The following is a 15638-nucleotide window of genomic DNA, read 5'->3' on the forward strand; positions in this document are numbered from 1 at the left end:
GCCCGGCACACCACACTGAATTGCCTAAGAAAACCGCCTGTGAGCTGCGAAGACGCACATCCTTGGCACAATTGCGGGCCCTTTGGCAACGCTCGGCAAACCCTGGAAAGGCAAGCCAGGAACGCCGGACTCCGGGGGCCGGCGGGCCCCGCCCGCTGGAGCGCCGCCGGAGCCCATGTTGCCAATTCCCCTCCCGTATGGGCAATGTATTGCCAAGAAGGAGGCAACACATTGCCTCGATTGTTCTGGCGACGGGGGAGGACCGGAAGTGAACGCGATGTCCCACGGTGAGCGAAGGGTCCATCTGAACGCGGCCGGCGTCGGCCGCATGCCCGCGGCCGTCCTTGGGGTCCTCACCCGGTGGACCCGCTTCGAGGACCGGTACGGGCCCCTGGAGCTGGAGGAACACCTCGACGGCGTCCTGCACGGGCAGATCCACGAACGGCTGGGCGCCCTGCTCGGCGCGCCGGCCGGCGACACCGCCGTGTGCACCGGCGCCGCCGACGCGTTCACCGCCGTCGTCTCCCGGCTCCCGCTCGGCCCGCGCGACCGCATCTGGACAACCCCCTACGAGCCGGCGGCCCACCTCGCCGCCCTCTACGCCCTGCGCGCCCGCACCCGCTGCCGGCTGGAGGTCGTACCACTGCGCCCCGACGGGGACCTGGACCTGGAATGGATGGCGCAGCACATCGGCGACGACGTCGCCCTGGTCTGCGTCCCGTACGTGGCTTCCGGCTGCGGCATCGTCAACCCCGTCGAGGACGTGGGCCGCCTCCTGGCCCCCTACCGCTGCCTGTACGCCGTCGATGCCTCCTACGCCGTGGGCCAGCTGCCCGTGGACGTCGCCCGCATCGGCTGCCACCTGCTCACCGGCGACGGCTGGCGTTTCCTGCGCGGCCCGCAGCGCGTCGGGTTCGCCCATACGGCACCGCGGCTGCGCCAGGCCCTGGCCCCGTCGGGCGGCCTGCCCCTCACACCGCCCGACGGCGCCGCCGTCGCCGCGCTGAACACCGCCCTCGCCCAGCCCGCACCCCCACCCGCACCCGCCTGCGGGGAGCTGGGATCCCGGCTGCGGGCCGCCGTGCAGGACACCGCCGGCACCGAACTCATCGCCCCCGGCCGGACCCAGTGCGCCATCGTCACCTTCCGGCACGAGAACCTGCCGGCCCACCTGGTACGCCGCCGCCTCGCCGACCGCGGAGTCACCGTATGGAAAACGGTCGCCGCGCAGATGCCGCTCTACCTGCCCGGGCGCGGCATCGTCACCGCCGTCCGCGCCTCGCTCCACCACGACAGCCACGCCGAGGACATCGACGTGTTCGCCGGTGCGCTCCAGGACGCGGTGGCACAGGGCAGTGCGCGCTCCGCCGGCGTGCCGCGCCCCCTGTCCACCGCAGCGAAGCCGCCGCACGCCGTGCCGCCGGCGGCCGCGGCGCGATCGTTCGCCGGCGAACGGACCCGGGACGGCATCTGACCCCCGCCTGCACCCCAACCCCCGCCCCCGACAGCCCCGACGGCCCCGGCCCGCACCGGCACCGTCCGTACCGGCCCGTACCGGCACCGTCCGTACCGGCCCGCACCGGCACCGTCGGCACCGGCACCGTCGGCACCGGCACCGTCCATACCGGCACCGTCCGTACCGGGCCGGCGCCGGTCGCGTATCGGCCTGTACCGGCCGGGATCCTGCCTCGGCGCCTTTCACCTGCACGTGGTCATCCAGGCCACCCTGGGCCCCACCCTGGGCCCCGCCCTGGTCTGCTTCCGGGCCGTGGGCCCCACGGCCCGCTGGGACGGCCGGCCCAGGCAGCCCTCTTCCCGGCCGGCACGGCCGCCATCGGCCCCTCGGTCACCCGGGCCCGCCGCGCCCTGCCCGCACAGCCCCCCCGAACCCGCCCCCCGGCCCCGGGCAGCCGCCTGAAGCAGGCAGCAGGCAGCAGGCAGCAGGCAGCAGGCAGCAGGCAGCCGTCGCCGGCGCCGTGCCGCCGGGCCCGGCGGGCGCCAGGAGCGGGCCGCGCCGACAGCACTTGAGGGGTATGCGAAAGATGCTCGATCCAGGACGCGGAGACTGCCCCTGCCGAGTCCGGATTCCCTCACGCGGGTTCCCCGGCGTCCCTCACCACCCCCGTGGACACGACCTGGCCACGGACCAAAGCGGAGGCTGAGATCATGACCGTCGAGCTGGCGCACAGCACCCCACACGCCTGGCCCGGCCAGGAGTTCGCCGCCCTGTACGCGCAGGCGCAGCACTTCTACGCCCACCAGATGCAGCTCCTGGACACCCACGACACCCACTCCTGGGCGGCCACCTTCACCAAGGACGCCGTCCTCGAACTGCCCTTCCTGCCCGGGCCGGTGGCTGCCCGCACCGGGCTCGCCCGCTACGAGCGGGCCGGCGCGGCACGGCTGCGGCAGGCCGGCGCCCGCCTGCACCACTGGGTCGGCATGCTTGACATCCGGCCCCGGCCCGAGGGGAGCCTGCACACCCGCTGCTCGGCCCTGGTGCACACCACGCCCCCGCAGGGCAGCTCCAAGGTCCTGTACGTGTGCGTCATGCAGGACGTCCTGGTCCGCACCCACGGCACCTGGCGCACCGCGCACCGCCGGGTGACCCGCGACGACCTCACCTGAACATCCCCGGGGCCCCGGCCGGGCGGCCGCCGCCGTGAGGTGGAACGCCGCTCCAGCTGAACTCGAAGTTCCGCCCCACGCACGGGACGCGCAGCCGCGCCCCTGCCTACAGTGGCCGTGCTCATCACCTCCCTGTCCGCGCCCGCCCGCCGTCACCCGACGAGGGCGGGCGCGTCGACCACGGGGGAGCGGGCGCGCACCGCGCCCGGCACCCCACGCCCGACCAGGAGCCCGTTCGCGGGCCCGGGCGGCCGGCCCGGCACACCCCGCCGCGCCGGGCCCGCCCCTGCCTCTCCCACGAAGAACTCAAGGAGGAACCCGCCGTGGCCGCCCACACCGACACCGTCGACCAACCGGCTCCCCGCCCGGCACGCACGGCGGTCGCGCACCGCCTGCTGATGTGCCGCCCGCAGTACTTCGACGTGACCTACCGCATCAACCCGTGGATGAACCCGCACAAGCCGACGGACGCCGGGACGGCCCTGCTGCAGTGGGAGCAGCTGCGGGAGCTGTACCTCTCGCTCGGGCACAGCGTCGAGGTCATCGAGCCCCTCGAGGGCCTGCCGGACATGGTGTTCGCCGCCAACGGCGCCACCGTGGTGGACGGCAAGGTGCTCGGCGCCCGGTTCCGGCACCGGGAGCGCACCGCGGAGGGCCCGGCCTACCTCGACTGGTTCGCGCAGGGCGGCTTCACCGAACTGCTGTGGCCCGAGCACATCAACGAGGGCGAGGGCGACTACCTGCGCGTGGGGCGCCGGATGCTGGCCGGCACCGGCTTTCGCACCGACCCCCGCTCGCACGCCGAGGCCCAGGAGTTCTTCGGCCTTCCCGTGACCGGCCTGACCCTGGTCGACCCCGACTTCTACCACCTGGACACGGCGCTGGCGGTGCTCTCCCCGGACGAGGTCATGTACTACCCGGCGGCCTTCAGCCCCGGCAGCCGGGCGGTGCTGCGGGAGATGTTCCCCGACGCGATCCTCGCCCGCGCCCAGGACGCGGCGGTGTTCGGCCTCAACGCCTTCAGCGACGGCCTCAACGTGCTGCTGCCCCAGGCGGCCACCGGGCTCATCGCCCAGCTCAGGGAACGCGGCTTCAACCCGGTCGGGGTGAGCCTTGGGGAGCTGCTCAAGGCCGGCGGCAGCGTCAAGTGCTGCACCCTCACGCTGTCCTGACACCCCGCCGCCGCGGCCACCGCCGACCCGGCGCCGCACGCCTTGGGGCGGCGGGACCGGGGACGGCCCCGCCCGCCGCTTCAGGGCAGGCTGGTGAACGCGGCGAACAGGTCGTCGAGTTCGTGCGTGTGCACGGTCAGCGACTCGGGGGTCAGCGCCGCCGCGTCCAGGGCGGCCAGCACGGCCCGCAGGGTCTGCACGCCCGCGTCGCCGGGGATCTGCAGGGTGAGCGTGACAAGGTCACAGCTCGCCTCGCCGGGCCCGGGGTGAGCGACGGCCCCGAACACGGCGCCGGCCCGTTCGAGGGTGAGCGCGTCGGCGAACCGCATACGGATGAGGGCGTCGGGCGGATCACTGCGCGGCGCCGCCCGCACGGCGGCCTCACCCGGCCCCGGTACCGCGGCAGGCCCGGCCGGCGCGGCCTGACGGTACGCCGGCAGGACGCTCAGGTGCGCGGCGGGCTCGCTCGCCGCGGGCAGCTGCACCCCGGTCGCGGACCGGGAGTCCAGCAGGACGAGCCGGGCCCGGGGCGGGAGCGAGGCAGCCGGACAGCCGGCCGCCTCCCCGTCCGGGCCGGGCACGGTGGTGGCGGATGACGGCGGGGTGTCACCGCGGCCGCCGGGCGGGGGGAACCAGGGGGTGTGGGTCACGGGCACTGCCCTCGCCTTCGCTGGAGTGTCGTCGTGCGGGTGGCGCCCTCCCGGCGGCGGCCACAAGGACACGATGGCCGCGGCCGGTGGCCGTTCACGCCAGGACCTCGGCCCCGTGCGGGACTTCGGCCCCGTGCGGGACTTCGGCCCCGTGCGGGACTTCGGCCCCGTGCGGGACTTCGGCCCCGTGCGGGACTTCGGCCCCGTGCGGGACCTCGGCCTCGTGCGGGTCCGGCACGATCACCGTGCCGGTGCCGTCGTCGGTGAACATCTGCAGCAGGACCGCGTGCGGGACCCGGCCGTCGATGACCCGGGCCGCGCCCACACCGCTACGCACGGCGTGCAGACAGCCGGTCATCTTGGGGACCATGCCCTCGCTCAGCTCCGGCAGCAGCTTCTCCAGCTCACCGGCCGTCAGCCGCCCGATGACCTCCTCACTGTGCGGCCAGCCCGCGTACAGGCCCGCGACGTCGGTCAGCATGACCAGCGCCTCGGCGCGCAGCGCGGCCGCCAGTGCCGCTGCCACGGTGTCGGCGTTGACGTTGTAGACCGCGCCGTCCTCGGCGCTTCGGGCCAGCGGTGAGACGACCGGGATCCGGCCGTCGGCCAGCAGGCTGTCCAGGGCGCCGGTGTCCACGCCGGTGATGTCACCGACCCGGCCGACGTCCACCGGTTCCCCGTCGATCCACGGCACGTGCCGCACCGCGGTCAGGGTGTCCGCGTCCTCGCCGGTCATGCCGACGGCGAGCGGGCCGAAGCGGTTGATCAGCCCGACCAGCTCACGCTGCACCTGCCCGGCCAGGACCATGCGCACCACGTCCATCGCGGGCGGCGAGGTGACTCTGAGGCCGCCCCGGAACTCGCGCGCCAGGCCGCGTCGTGCGAGCTCGGCATCGATCTGGGGGCCTCCTCCGTGCACCACCACGGGCCGCAGCCCCGCGTAGCGCAGGAAGACCACGTCGCGGGCGAAGGCCGCCGTCAGGTCCTCGTCGACCATGGCGTGGCCGCCCAGCTTGATGACGACCGTGCGGCCCTGGTGGCGGGCCAGCCACGGCAGGGCGTCGCCGATGGACCGGGCCTTGGCCAGCGCCGGGTGCACCCCGGCGCTCACCACGACCTCGCACGCCGGGCAACGGGGCCGCCGGCCGGGCAGTTGGCGCTCATGGGAACGACTCCTTCTGGTGGGGGCCGGGCCGCGGGCCGGGCCCTGATGTCCGGTGGACATGCGCTTGAACACCGCACGAGAACACTTGGCCGGGATGCGGGCTCTTGGGAAGGTGAACACCTGCCGGCCCGGGCGTCGGCTGTGCCGTCATCATGGCGCGCGGACGCGGGCCGGCGGAACACCGATTCCCGTCAACCCGCCCCCGGCGGCGACTGCTTTCCTGCTTTTTCGACACCACCGAATTCCTCCCCTTACGGATGTCCCATTCCCCGCTCGGAAACGACTCGCGGACGGCTCGAGGGGGAGTGGAATACCAGGGGCTGCACCGGAGGGGGATGAACGGCGCACGGTGTGAAACCGCCGTGGGGCGGGCTGCGGCTGCTGCGACGGCAGCAGCCGCAGCCCACCCCGTGGTGCGCCCTGGTCAGGCGGCCGAGGACGCGACCTCGGCGACCTCGGCGACGTCGGCGACCTCGACGGCGCGGCTGCTGTCCAGCTCCCGCTCGGCGCGCCGCAGCACGATGGAGTCGGCGATCTCGCCGCTGCGCACCGCGATGTTCGACAGCAGGGCCGAGGACAGGCCGTGGCTGTGCTCGGTGCCGCCCTGGAGGTAGACACCGCAGGCGGGCCCCGATGCGGCGACGAGGCGGTAGTCGCGGGTGATGCGGTGCCTGCCGGCCTCGTCGCGTTCGAAGTTCTCGTCGAAGTCGCCGAGCAGGCGGGCCGGGTCCAGGCCGTCGTAGCCGGTGGCGAACACCAGCGCGTCGACGGCCAGTTCCTCCCTGCGGTCGTCGAGCAGCGAGTGCAGGACGACCCGCGTCGTGTCGCCGGCCTGCCGGATCTCGGCGACCCGGGTGAGGTTGCGGAAGTGCAGCCGCTGGCTGCCGCGCACCTGCTCGTCGTAGGAGCGCTGGTACAGGGCGCGGATGACGTCCGCGTCGACCACCGAGTAGTTGGTGTTGCGGTGGTAGCGCCAGAACGAGTCCCGGGCCCGCTCGGTGCCGAAGTAGTACTGGTCGACGGCGTTGGGGTCGAACACCTGGTTGGCGAAGGGGGTGTCGTCGGCCACGGAGTAGCCGTAGGAGGGGATGACCGCGCTGACCTCGGCGTGCGGCAGCGAGTCGTAGAGGAACCGGGTGATCTCGGCCGCGCTCTGGCCGGCGCCGACCACCGCCACGCTCTTGAGGCCGCCCGGGGCCTGGGCGTTGAAGCGGCTCAGGAACTGCGAGCTGTGCCACACCCGTTCGTTGCCGCTGACGCCCTCGGGCAGGCGCGGAACCAGGCCCGTGGAGACGACCACGTTGCGGGTGGTGACCACGCTGGTGGTGCCGTCGCCGGTGCGCACCTCGATCTGCAGGAGGTCCGAGGTGCGGGCCCCGGCCCCGGTGGCGGGCCGGATGGAGGTGACCTCGGCGCCGTAGGTGACCCGGTCGTCCAGGCCGGCGGCCGCCCACTCCAGGTACTGGTGGAATTCCTGCCGGGTCGGGAAGAAGTCCTGGTTGTTCACGAACTGCACCAGCCGGTTCGAGGCGTGCAGATACGAGACGAAGCTGTACCGGGACGCCGGATTCCTGAAGGTCGCCAGGTCCTTGAGGAAGGAGATCTGCATCGTCGTCGACGGCAGCAGCATGTTCCGGTGCCAGCCGAACGTGGGCTGCCGCTCGAAGAAGTGGCACTTGATCGAATGCTGCGGAGAGCTCGCTTCGTGTTCCTCCAGCGCGATCGCGAGCGACATGTTGGACGGGCCGAACCCGATACCGACCACGTCGTAGATTTCTTGGCTGGGCCTACCCGATATGTCCATAGAAAATTCTCCCGCTTTGCGTCTGAAAAACTCGACCGGTGGCTCGAGAGACCGTCGTACAGTGTTCTCCGGAGAGTGTCTAAAAGGCAACTAGAGGGCGGCATGAAGACGGTTCGACGACGCCGCATGGTGCTCGATATCCGAAAGCGTTGTCCCGTCGACGGGACGGGGGTACGGTCGGCGCGGATTCTCAAGACTTCTGCGTGACGCAGCCTCCCCGCAGGCGAGTACTGCCCCTTTGCCGTGCCCCGAGACAATTGCCGAAAGGTGACTCCGGATGTTCGTTCCGAGCTTTTATCGCGAACCGGGAAGTTCGTGGATGGTGGATCTGATCCGTGGTAATCCGCTGGCGCTCGCGGTGTCCAACGGCAGCGCCGAGGACGGCCCGTTCGCCACCCACCTGCCGGTGATCTTCGACCCCGTGACCTCCGGCGACCCGAGCGCCGAGCTGCCGGGGACCACGCTGCTCGGGCACCTGAACCGGGCCAACCCGCACTGGGCGCAGCTGGAGACGGGCGCCGTGCTGCTGCTGACGTTCACCGGCCCGCACACCTATGTGTCACCCACCGTCTACGACAAGACGCCGGCGGCCCCGACCTGGAACTTCACCGCGGTCCACGTCCGGGGCGTGGTGGAGAGGATCACCTCCACGGAGGAGACGCTGGGCGTGGTGCAGTCCACCGTGCGCGCCTTCGAGGAGGGCTTCGGCACCGGCTGGGACATGAGCGACTCGCTCGGCTACTTCCGCAAGATCGTGCCCGCCGTGGGGGCCTTCCGGTTCACCGTGACCGGCGCCGAGGGCATGTTCAAACTCAGCCAGGAGCAGCCCGGCGAGGTGCGCGAGCGGGTACGGGAGTCGTTCGGGCACAGCGCGTGCACCTACAAGCGCGAGACCGCCGCGCTGATGAACCGGCTGCCGTGAGATGCCGGTGGCCCCGGCGCCGGCGGGTTCAGGCGCTGATGGCCACCGGGACCCGCTCCACCGGGCCCGCGGGCCGGGCAGAGTCCGCACCGGCGTCCGCGGCCGGCGCGGGCAGGCTCTTCACCGACGTGAGCCCGGTGACCTCCGCACCCTCCCCGGCCGTGCCCGGCTCCTGCAGGGCACTGGCCGCCGCACTGTCCAGCACGGCCATCACCCACTGCTCGAAGTCGACACCCAGCTGCTGGGCGGCCCGGTGCCAGCACTGGAAACGGCTGCCGGGGACATCGAGGCGCCGGCTCGGCTCGGCGGCGACGGACGGCTGCTGCTCGCTCTGACGCGCGGCGCGGATGGCGCCGCGCAGCTGCTTGGTGGTCCACTGCCGCTGCTCGGCGCGCTCCAGCCACAGGTCCTGCTCCTCGACCGGCATGGAGGCCAGCTCGGCGTGGTGCTGGAAGCTCAGGGCGGCCCGGCGCCGGGTGAGGTCGAAACGCCGCGAGACCCACGCGTAGTTGCGCAGGGTCTGGTACGACAGGCCCGCGGCCCGTATCCCCCGCTGGTAGCGGTCGGTGTAGTGGTCCTTGCCGTACACCATCCAGTCGCCCAGCCACCAGGACGAGGAGTCCAGGACGTCGGCGAGCTGGCGCCCGGCCCGCTCCCACTCGTCGTAGGCCATCCTGGCCGGCATCTGCAGACCCACCCTGGTCGTCAGCACCTGGCCCCGGCGCGGCGCGGCCCCCGCGGTGCGCGCGGGGGGCTGCGCGGGAGCTGCTGCCGGGCCGTTGTGCGACCCTGCGGTCTGACCGGCCTGACGCGTCATCATGCCTCCATTGGTGGGTCCCATAACCGGTGAGAACCCTCGCAGGGCGGGATGGAGGGGCACCGGAGCGGCACTCGAACGAGTGCACGTCGAACGTCCCCGCGGCATGACGCCGTCCTTGCGGTGGCATCACCGGCGCACTCCCGCCACCGGACGCGTGAGACCTGAAGCCCCGGGAGAACTGTCCCGCCGACGGGACACCGCACGGCCACCGAACCCCGCGCCCCGTACACCCCCTTTTCTTTTTCTTTCCCTGTCCCGGTGCCCGCGGGACATGCCGGGCCCCGGCCAATTCCCGCACCGAACCACGGTTCCCCTCTCCCGGACCACCGCCCGGAATTTCCCCGGCAGCGGCACCGCCCGGACACTTTCGGCAATCGGTGTGTACGTTTGCCCACGGTGCGCATCCCCAGCGCACGTAAATCAGCCACCGGAACCTGGAAAAGAACCGGCGGACAGGTATTTTGTTCCTCTTGGCCGTTATGGCCGTAGAGGGGAGCCGTACGTGGACATGCACCTCGTGAACACCACCGCACACATGCGCGGCCGCCGCCGGGCGGCCGGGCGGGCCGGTGCCACGCCGCGGGACAGGGGCCTGTGATGGGTCTTCACCTGATCACCGCCGACACAGCACCGGCCGTGTCCGGCCCCGCCGCGGCACAGGAACCGGCCCCACGACACCGCGTGGCCGCGGTGCCCGTGGACGCGCTGCTGGACGCCGACTCACCACGCATCGACGGCCAGAACAGCGACCGCGTCCGCATGCTCGCCGCCCTCACGTCGCCGCTGCCGCCGATCCTGGTGCACCGCGCGACGATGCGCGTCATCGACGGCATGCACCGGCTCAAGGCCGCGCGGCTGCGCGGCGACGCCACCATCGACGCACACTTCTTCGAAGGCGGGCGGACGGAGGCCTTCACCCTGGCGGTACGGCTCAACACCACCCACGGACTGCCGCTGTCACCCGCCGACCGGACCGCCGCGGCACAGCGGATCCTGCACGCCCGCCCGCACTGGTCCAACCGGCGCATCGCCGCCACCGCCGGCCTCGCCGCCGGCACCGTCGCCTCCATCCGCCGCCGTTCGGGTGAGCAGAACGCGCAGTTGAACACGCGCGTGGGCCGCGACGGCCGCACCCGGCCACTGCAGGCCACCGAAGGACGGCTGCGGGCCAGCCAGGTCATCGCCGCCAACCCCGCCGCATCACTGCGGGAGATAGCCCAGCAGGCGGGCATCGCCACCGCCACCGCCAAGGACGTACGCGACCGCATACGCCAGGGACAGGACCCCCTCCTGCCCAAAAGACCCGCACCCGGCGCGAGTTCACCCGCCGGCCCCGGGACCCTCCCGCAACCGGACAGCCCGCCCCGGCCCGCGACACGCGCCTCCGCCGCCGCCATCGGGCTGCTCCTGCCCAACGTGGGCAAGGACCCCTCCCTGCGCACGGAGGCCGGCCGGATGCTGCTGCAGATGCTCAACATCCACTCGATCGGCGACGAGGCGAAATGGCTGCGCCTGGCACGCAGCGTGCCCGGACACCGCGCCGACCTCCTCGCGCAGGCCGCCCGCCGCTGCGCCGACCACTGGCTGCGCCTGGCCAACGAACTGGAGACCCGCCGGACGTGAGCTTGCACGCGGCCCCGGCCGGCCACCCCGCCCCCCGGCCGTGAGGACCATGGCGCCCGGCACCCCAAAAAAGCGGACCCGGCCCGGGTCCCCGTTCATGCCGTCGCTTCCTCCAAGGCCGCGCCGGTGTCCGGCACGACCACCGTGCCGGCGCCCTCGCCGGTGAAGAACCTCCGCCGCGTCCAGACCGGGCTGCCCCGCGGCCTTCCCGGCGGTGGCGCAGGTGTCCTTGAAGCCCGGCGGCCCGGTACAGGCGTTGGCGCCACCGGAGTTGAGCACGACCGCGCGGACGCGGCCGCCCGCCAGCACCTGCCGGGACCACTGGACCGGAGCGGCCTGCACACGGTTGGAGGTGAAGACACCCGCCGCGGCGCAGCGCGGCCCCTGGTTGACGACGACGGCCAGGTCCCGGGCACCGTTCTGCTTGATTCCCGCGGCGATGCCCGCCGCGGTGAAGCCCCGTGCTGCGGTGACGCTCACTGCATCTCCTTGTTCGCCCCGCCGCACCGGCGGCTGATGTCACCGGCGCCCGAGCGGCGCAGGAGTACGGCCCTCGCCGCCTGCGGCCCGCCGGTGACGGGCCCCGGTTCACGGTGCGACTCCGGTGGTGGAAAGACCCTCATCTCGGGGGTGTGCCGGTGGCCGCCGCCCACGCCGTACGGCCGCATGGAACCCATGACCTCACTGTCCAGCAGATCCCATGCCCATGACAAACCGTGGGGTTGTGTGGGACCGCACCACCGCAGCTCACCGGCGCCGCCGCACCTGCGCACCTGCGCACCACGCCGGCTGCCGGCCGCCGCCCGGGACGCCGCCCGAAGACCCCGGGAAGGGGTCCCGGCGTCCGCGGGCGGTGTGCGGGCCGGCGTCCTGCCGGTGCCGGCCCGCGCACCCAAGGAGGGTGCGGCGTGGGCGGTCAGCGCGTGCGCGAGGACGTGCCGCAGTACTCGGCGCTCAGGATCGACAGGATCTCGTCCGCCCGCCAGTCACCGTTGTAGTTGAACGTCAGCTGGTGACGGCCGTCGTCGGTCAGGGCGGCCAGGGACAGCCACCCCACGGTGCCGCCGTCGCGGTACCAGATGCTGGTGCCGCAGCCCAGCGTCAGCCGCTCCAGGCCCAGCCCGTAGGAGGAGATGGGGAAGTCGGGGTTGACGACGGTCGTCTTCATCTCCTTCAGCTGCTGCGCCGGCAGCAGCTTCCCGCGCAGCAGGGCCCCGTAGAACCTGTTCAGGTCGCCGGCGCTGGAGATGATGTCGGTGTTGCCCCACAGCTGCGAGCCGTTCACCTCGGTGACGTCGTCGATCCGGTCCGGCTTCGTGTCGAAGAAGAGCTTGGAGTAGCCGCGGCCGCTCGGCTGCGGCAGCTGCGTGCCCGTGCCGGGGGTGGACGTCGCCTTGAGCCCCAGGGGCTCGATGATGCGCTTGCGCACCTCGTCCTCGTACGCCCTGCCGCCCACCTTCTCGACGACCATCGCCGCCAGGACGTCGTTGGTGTTGGAGAACCCGTGCCTGGCCCCCGGCGCGAACACCGGCGGATGGGCGAGGGCCACCTCCACCCGCTTGCCGTGCGGCATGGTCTCGTACCGGTGCTGGAGGTAGCCCTCACCCAGGACGTACGTGGCGACGTAGTCGCTGTCGGCGAAGTAGTCGGGCAGGCCGCTGGTGTGGTTGAGGAGCTGCCGCACGGTGATCGCACGGCCGTCGTTGCCGTTGCCGCTCACCAGGCCGGGCAGATGGCGCTCCACGCTGTCGTCGAGGCTGAGCTTCTTCTCCGCCTCCATCTGCAGCAGAACCGTCGCCACGAAGGTGCTGGTGAGGTGCCCGACGCGGAACCGGTCGTTCTTGCCGCGCGGCTCACCCGTCTTCAGGTTGCCGACGCCCGCCGCCGTCTTCCAGACCCCCTCCGCGTCGCGCGCCTCGGCGGTGACGCCGGGGACACCCGCCGCGACGGCCGCCTCGATCGCGGCCCGCGTCGCCTGATGGCCGGACACCCCGCCGGCCGTGTCCGCCCGGGCCGGACCCGTGAGGACGGTGGCCGTGACCGCGACCGCCGCCACGCCGACCATGCCGGCTCTCGGCCTCATCCGTATCGTCATGTCCCCGCTCCTGACAGTCGTCTCTCATTGGCTGATGCCGTACTTGTGCGGTCCGTCGGCCGCAGAGTAGGTCACCGCCGATGTGTGCGGATAGCGTGCGCAGCAAGCCCGCGAACAACGACAAAGCGGTCGGGCGGCACACCGGATGCCCCAACGGGCCGGCTGGTCACCCGGCGTGCACGCCAGGGGAGTTGGCCGGGAGTACACGCCGGCCCACCCGCCCGAGGCGGCACCGGCGGCACCGCCGAGGACCGTGGCGGTGGCGCGGGCGCGGGGCGGCCCGGGGGGCCGTGTCCCGGGCCGGCTTCCGCCGCTGCACGGCGCGGGCTCGGGCGCGGCACATCCCCGCGCAAGGTGCGCCGCCGCGGGCGCGGGGCGTGCCCGCGGGGTGACATGACCCGCCGTACCGGCGAGACCGCCTACATCAGCGGTGCGGGGTGGTCCGGGCACGGCGCATCCCCACGCCAGAGGCGGCACCGAGTGCGGCCACCGGCGGCGTCCCGGGCGACTCCGCCGCACGGCGCAGGCGCGGCGCCTTACTGCCCGGGGCGACACGGCTGCCCTACCGCTCGCGCGGTCAGGGCGCCGATGTGGTGCGGCAGCGCAGCCGGGACGCGGCGCTGCCCCGCCCTGCCCGGGGCGAGATGAGCGTTGTACCGGCGGCGCAAGGCCCCGCGCGGGCCGTGGCGCGGGCACGGCACCATGCCCGTGCCGGGGTGTTGTTGGCTGTGGCGTCGGCGGCGTCCCGGGCGACTCCGCCGCACGGCACAGGCGGCGGCGCCTTACTGCCCGGGGCGACACGGCTGCCCTACCGCTCGCGCGGTCAGGGTGCCGATGTGGTGGGGGCAGCGCAGCCGGGACGCGGCGCTTTGCTGCCCGGGGCGACACGGCCGCCCTGCCGGGGCCGGTGGCGGCGCCCGGGTGTGGTGCTCGCCGGTACGGCGAGGCGGGCCGCAGCCGTCCGGCCGCCTGTCCCCGGGCACGGCACGCCGCCCCGACGGCCGGCCCCCGTCCCGGGGTTCAGCTGCGGCCGCATGCCCCGGGGCGTGCCGCCCCGGCGAGCGGCCCCGTCCCGAGTCAGCTGCCGCCGGCACGCGGCGTGCCGGCGCCCGCCGTCGCGCCCCCGCCCGCTCTCACCCAAAGGCGACGCCTGACATCCCCGGCCGGGGCCGCACCGCACGCTCACGGCACCGGGCGCCCCGGGTCGTGCCGCCCAGCGTGCTCGCCGCGCACCACGTCCCCGCGCACCACGCCGGACGGGTGCAAAGCCGGCCGGTGTCACGCGGGCGCGGGCGGCGGGGTTCGTCAGGTGTGTGCCGCGCCGGCCCTCGCGTCGAGTGCGGTCCTCGCGTCGCGTTCGATGTGGCGCAGCAGCGGGCCGGGATCGTCCTGGAAGTAGAAGTGGCCGCCGTCCAGGACCCGCAGGCCGAGGAAGTGTTCGGTGTGCTGCGCCCAGGCCGCCATCGCCTGCGGTGCGGTGAAGTGGTCCCCGGCGCCCGCGTAGGCGGACAGCGCCACGGGCAGCGCAGCGGCGTCGTCAGCGGGCCGCCAGTTCTCCACCAGGCGCAGGTCGGCGCGGATGACGGGAGCGAACACGCTCCACAGGCCGGGGTCCTCGAAGACCTCGTCGGGCGTGCCGCCGAGCTGTTTCAGGCGGGCCCGCAGTTCGGCGTCGGGCAGCTCGTGGTAGCGCGGCCCGGGCCCCGCCGGCCGCGGCGCGGGCCGGGCGGAGACACCGACCCACACCGGCGGCGGCAGCCCCCGCCCGGCGGCCCGCCGGGTGATCTCGTACGCCACGAGGGCCCCCATGCTGTGCCCGAACAGGGCGTAGGGGCAGGTGAGTTCCGCCTCCATGCCGTCCAGCAGGAAGTCGGCGAGGCGGCCGGCGTCGCCGATCGGCGGCAGGTCCAGGAGCAGACCGTGGCCGGGCGCGTCGAGCAGCCGCACGTCCCACGTGGGGGGCAGCGCGGCCGGCCAGTGCCGGTACAGCACGTGGGAGCCCCCCGCGTGGTGCAGGACGAACAGGCGCAGGGCGGGTCGGGTGCTGTCCATCGCTCCCCCTCGGATCGGACGGCGCACCTTCGCACCATAGAGCGGCACCGGGCCGCCGGGACGCCGCACCCCACGGGCTGTGCCGCGGGTGTGGCGGCTCTTGAGTGATCCTCAGGTGCCCCCGCGAGCGCGGCATCGTGGCACAGGAGAGCGGCCCGGTACAGGGGATCGGGGCGGCTGCAGGTGCGGGCGGCCGGCGGGAGGGCCGGCACGCCCGGCGGCCTTGTTGCGCCGACGGCCGGGTCCCTACCGTGACGTGGCATCGCCGGGGCCGCCACCGGGGTGTCCTGTCGACCGGACAGCGAAGTGTCCCGTCGACCGGACGGACACCACCCGGCGCGATCCGCACCCGGTGCCCTCGTGCACCCGGCCCCGGCGATTTCCCATCTCGAGTCACCTCATGACGGACAAGGACGGTGTCAGGTGAGCACGAACCCTTTCGACGACGCGGACGGCCGCTTCTACGTGGTGGTCAACGACGAGGAGCAGCACTCCCTGTGGCCGGTGTTCGCCGAGGTGCCCGCGGGCTGGCGCGTGGTCTTCGGTGAGGCGGCCAGGACCGAGTGCCTGGAGTACGTCGAGCAGAACTGGACGGACCTGCGCCCCAAGAGCCTGCGGGAGGCCATGGCGGCGAACTGAACACCGGCGCCGTTCGCGGACCTGACCGCGGGCGGCACCCGTCCGCCCATCTGTGCGAGGGCCCGGTG

The 15638-nt window shown here is 73.5% G+C and carries 13 protein-coding genes and 1 pseudogene; 6 read left to right on the forward strand and 8 right to left on the reverse strand.

Annotated features, from left to right (window positions below):
- The first annotated feature begins 277 nt into the window (after nt 1–277).
- The 3 genes from ACFYP4_RS22895 to ddaH all read left to right on the forward strand — a co-directional run bounded on the left by ACFYP4_RS22895 (nt 278) and on the right by ddaH (nt 3800).
- Nucleotides 278–1474, forward strand: coding sequence for an aminotransferase class V-fold PLP-dependent enzyme (locus tag ACFYP4_RS22895; protein ID WP_358853673.1), 1197 nt, complete (start codon nt 278–280; stop codon nt 1472–1474).
- A 692-nt stretch (nt 1475–2166) separates the two neighbouring features.
- A complete protein-coding gene (locus tag ACFYP4_RS22900) occupies nt 2167–2628 on the forward strand; it encodes a nuclear transport factor 2 family protein (protein ID WP_358853662.1) in 462 nt (153 codons plus the stop codon).
- Between the two features lie 323 nt (nt 2629–2951).
- Nucleotides 2952–3800: a dimethylargininase gene (gene ddaH / locus ACFYP4_RS22905; RefSeq protein WP_388787530.1), complete on the forward strand. Its 849-nt coding sequence runs from the start codon at nt 2952–2954 to the stop codon at nt 3798–3800.
- Between the two features lie 80 nt (nt 3801–3880).
- On the opposite strand, the gene ACFYP4_RS22910 is transcribed toward ddaH, so the two are convergent.
- The 3 genes from ACFYP4_RS22910 to ACFYP4_RS22920 all read right to left on the reverse strand — a co-directional run bounded on the left by ACFYP4_RS22910 (nt 3881) and on the right by ACFYP4_RS22920 (nt 7419).
- Nucleotides 3881–4450, reverse strand: coding sequence for a hypothetical protein (locus ACFYP4_RS22910; RefSeq protein WP_388787533.1), 570 nt, complete (start codon nt 4448–4450; stop codon nt 3881–3883).
- Between the two features lie 94 nt (nt 4451–4544).
- Nucleotides 4545–5561 (reverse strand): acetylglutamate kinase, encoded by a 1017-nt coding sequence (argB, locus tag ACFYP4_RS22915; RefSeq protein ID WP_388787536.1) that lies wholly within the window; start codon nt 5559–5561, stop codon nt 4545–4547.
- Between the two features lie 478 nt (nt 5562–6039).
- Nucleotides 6040–7419 (reverse strand): lysine N(6)-hydroxylase/L-ornithine N(5)-oxygenase family protein, encoded by a 1380-nt coding sequence (locus ACFYP4_RS22920; protein WP_358853659.1) that lies wholly within the window; start codon nt 7417–7419, stop codon nt 6040–6042.
- A 277-nt stretch (nt 7420–7696) separates the two neighbouring features.
- Here ACFYP4_RS22920 and ACFYP4_RS22925 point away from each other — a divergent pair, with 277 nt between their 5' ends.
- Nucleotides 7697–8341 (forward strand): FMN-binding negative transcriptional regulator, encoded by a 645-nt coding sequence (locus ACFYP4_RS22925; RefSeq protein ID WP_388787539.1) that lies wholly within the window; start codon nt 7697–7699, stop codon nt 8339–8341.
- A 28-nt stretch (nt 8342–8369) separates the two neighbouring features.
- On the opposite strand, the gene ACFYP4_RS22930 is transcribed toward ACFYP4_RS22925, so the two are convergent.
- A complete protein-coding gene (locus ACFYP4_RS22930; RefSeq protein WP_358853657.1) occupies nt 8370–9161 on the reverse strand; it encodes an LmbU family transcriptional regulator in 792 nt (263 codons plus the stop codon).
- Between the two features lie 597 nt (nt 9162–9758).
- Here ACFYP4_RS22930 and ACFYP4_RS22935 point away from each other — a divergent pair.
- A complete protein-coding gene (locus ACFYP4_RS22935; protein WP_388787543.1) occupies nt 9759–10784 on the forward strand; it encodes a ParB/RepB/Spo0J family partition protein in 1026 nt (341 codons plus the stop codon).
- 168 nt (nt 10785–10952) lie between these two features.
- On the opposite strand, the pseudogene ACFYP4_RS22940 reads toward ACFYP4_RS22935, so the two are convergent.
- The 4 genes and pseudogenes from ACFYP4_RS22940 to ACFYP4_RS22955 form a co-directional block, all read right to left on the reverse strand.
- Nucleotides 10953–11264, reverse strand: a pseudogene (locus ACFYP4_RS22940) (bifunctional ornithine acetyltransferase/N-acetylglutamate synthase); the annotation flags it as partial.
- Nucleotides 11261–11461 carry a hypothetical protein gene (locus tag ACFYP4_RS22945; RefSeq protein WP_388787644.1) on the reverse strand — a complete coding sequence of 67 codons (201 nt, stop codon included), beginning with the start codon at nt 11459–11461 and terminating at the stop codon, nt 11261–11263. The gene ACFYP4_RS22945 and the pseudogene ACFYP4_RS22940, both read right to left, overlap by 4 nt.
- 239 nt (nt 11462–11700) lie before the next feature.
- Nucleotides 11701–12879 carry a serine hydrolase domain-containing protein gene (locus ACFYP4_RS22950; protein ID WP_388787546.1) on the reverse strand — a complete coding sequence of 393 codons (1179 nt, stop codon included), beginning with the start codon at nt 12877–12879 and terminating at the stop codon, nt 11701–11703.
- Nucleotides 12880–14184: 1305 nt separating this feature from the next.
- Nucleotides 14185–14931: a thioesterase II family protein gene (locus ACFYP4_RS22955; RefSeq protein ID WP_388787549.1), complete on the reverse strand. Its 747-nt coding sequence runs from the start codon at nt 14929–14931 to the stop codon at nt 14185–14187.
- A gap of 423 nt (nt 14932–15354) precedes the next feature.
- Here ACFYP4_RS22955 and ACFYP4_RS22960 point away from each other — a divergent pair, with 423 nt between their 5' ends.
- On the forward strand, nt 15355–15570 hold the full coding sequence (locus ACFYP4_RS22960; RefSeq protein ID WP_358853653.1) for an MbtH family protein: 216 nt from the start codon (nt 15355–15357) through the stop codon (nt 15568–15570).
- Nucleotides 15571–15638 lie beyond the last annotated feature (68 nt).

This window comes from Streptomyces sp. NPDC005551, assembly GCF_042871785.1.
Classification (GTDB): domain Bacteria; phylum Actinomycetota; class Actinomycetes; order Streptomycetales; family Streptomycetaceae; genus Streptomyces.

Bases quoted from the DNA above. Each gene is read 5' to 3' on its own strand.
- ACFYP4_RS22895 (WP_358853673.1), top strand. From the start codon at position 278: ATGTCCCACGGTGAGCGAAGGGTCCATCTGAACGCGGCCGGCGTCGGC.
- ACFYP4_RS22900 (WP_358853662.1), top strand. From the start codon at position 2,167: ATGACCGTCGAGCTGGCGCACAGCACCCCACACGCCTGGCCCGGCCAG.
- ACFYP4_RS22920 (WP_358853659.1), bottom strand. From the start codon at position 7,419: ATGGACATATCGGGTAGGCCCAGCCAAGAAATCTACGACGTGGTCGGT.
- ACFYP4_RS22925 (WP_388787539.1), top strand. From the start codon at position 7,697: ATGTTCGTTCCGAGCTTTTATCGCGAACCGGGAAGTTCGTGGATGGTG.
- ACFYP4_RS22930 (WP_358853657.1), bottom strand. From the start codon at position 9,161: ATGATGACGCGTCAGGCCGGTCAGACCGCAGGGTCGCACAACGGCCCG.
- ACFYP4_RS22935 (WP_388787543.1), top strand. From the start codon at position 9,759: ATGGGTCTTCACCTGATCACCGCCGACACAGCACCGGCCGTGTCCGGC.
- ACFYP4_RS22945 (WP_388787644.1), bottom strand. From the start codon at position 11,461: ATGGGTTCCATGCGGCCGTACGGCGTGGGCGGCGGCCACCGGCACACC.
- ACFYP4_RS22950 (WP_388787546.1), bottom strand. From the start codon at position 12,879: ATGACGATACGGATGAGGCCGAGAGCCGGCATGGTCGGCGTGGCGGCG.
- ACFYP4_RS22955 (WP_388787549.1), bottom strand. From the start codon at position 14,931: ATGGACAGCACCCGACCCGCCCTGCGCCTGTTCGTCCTGCACCACGCG.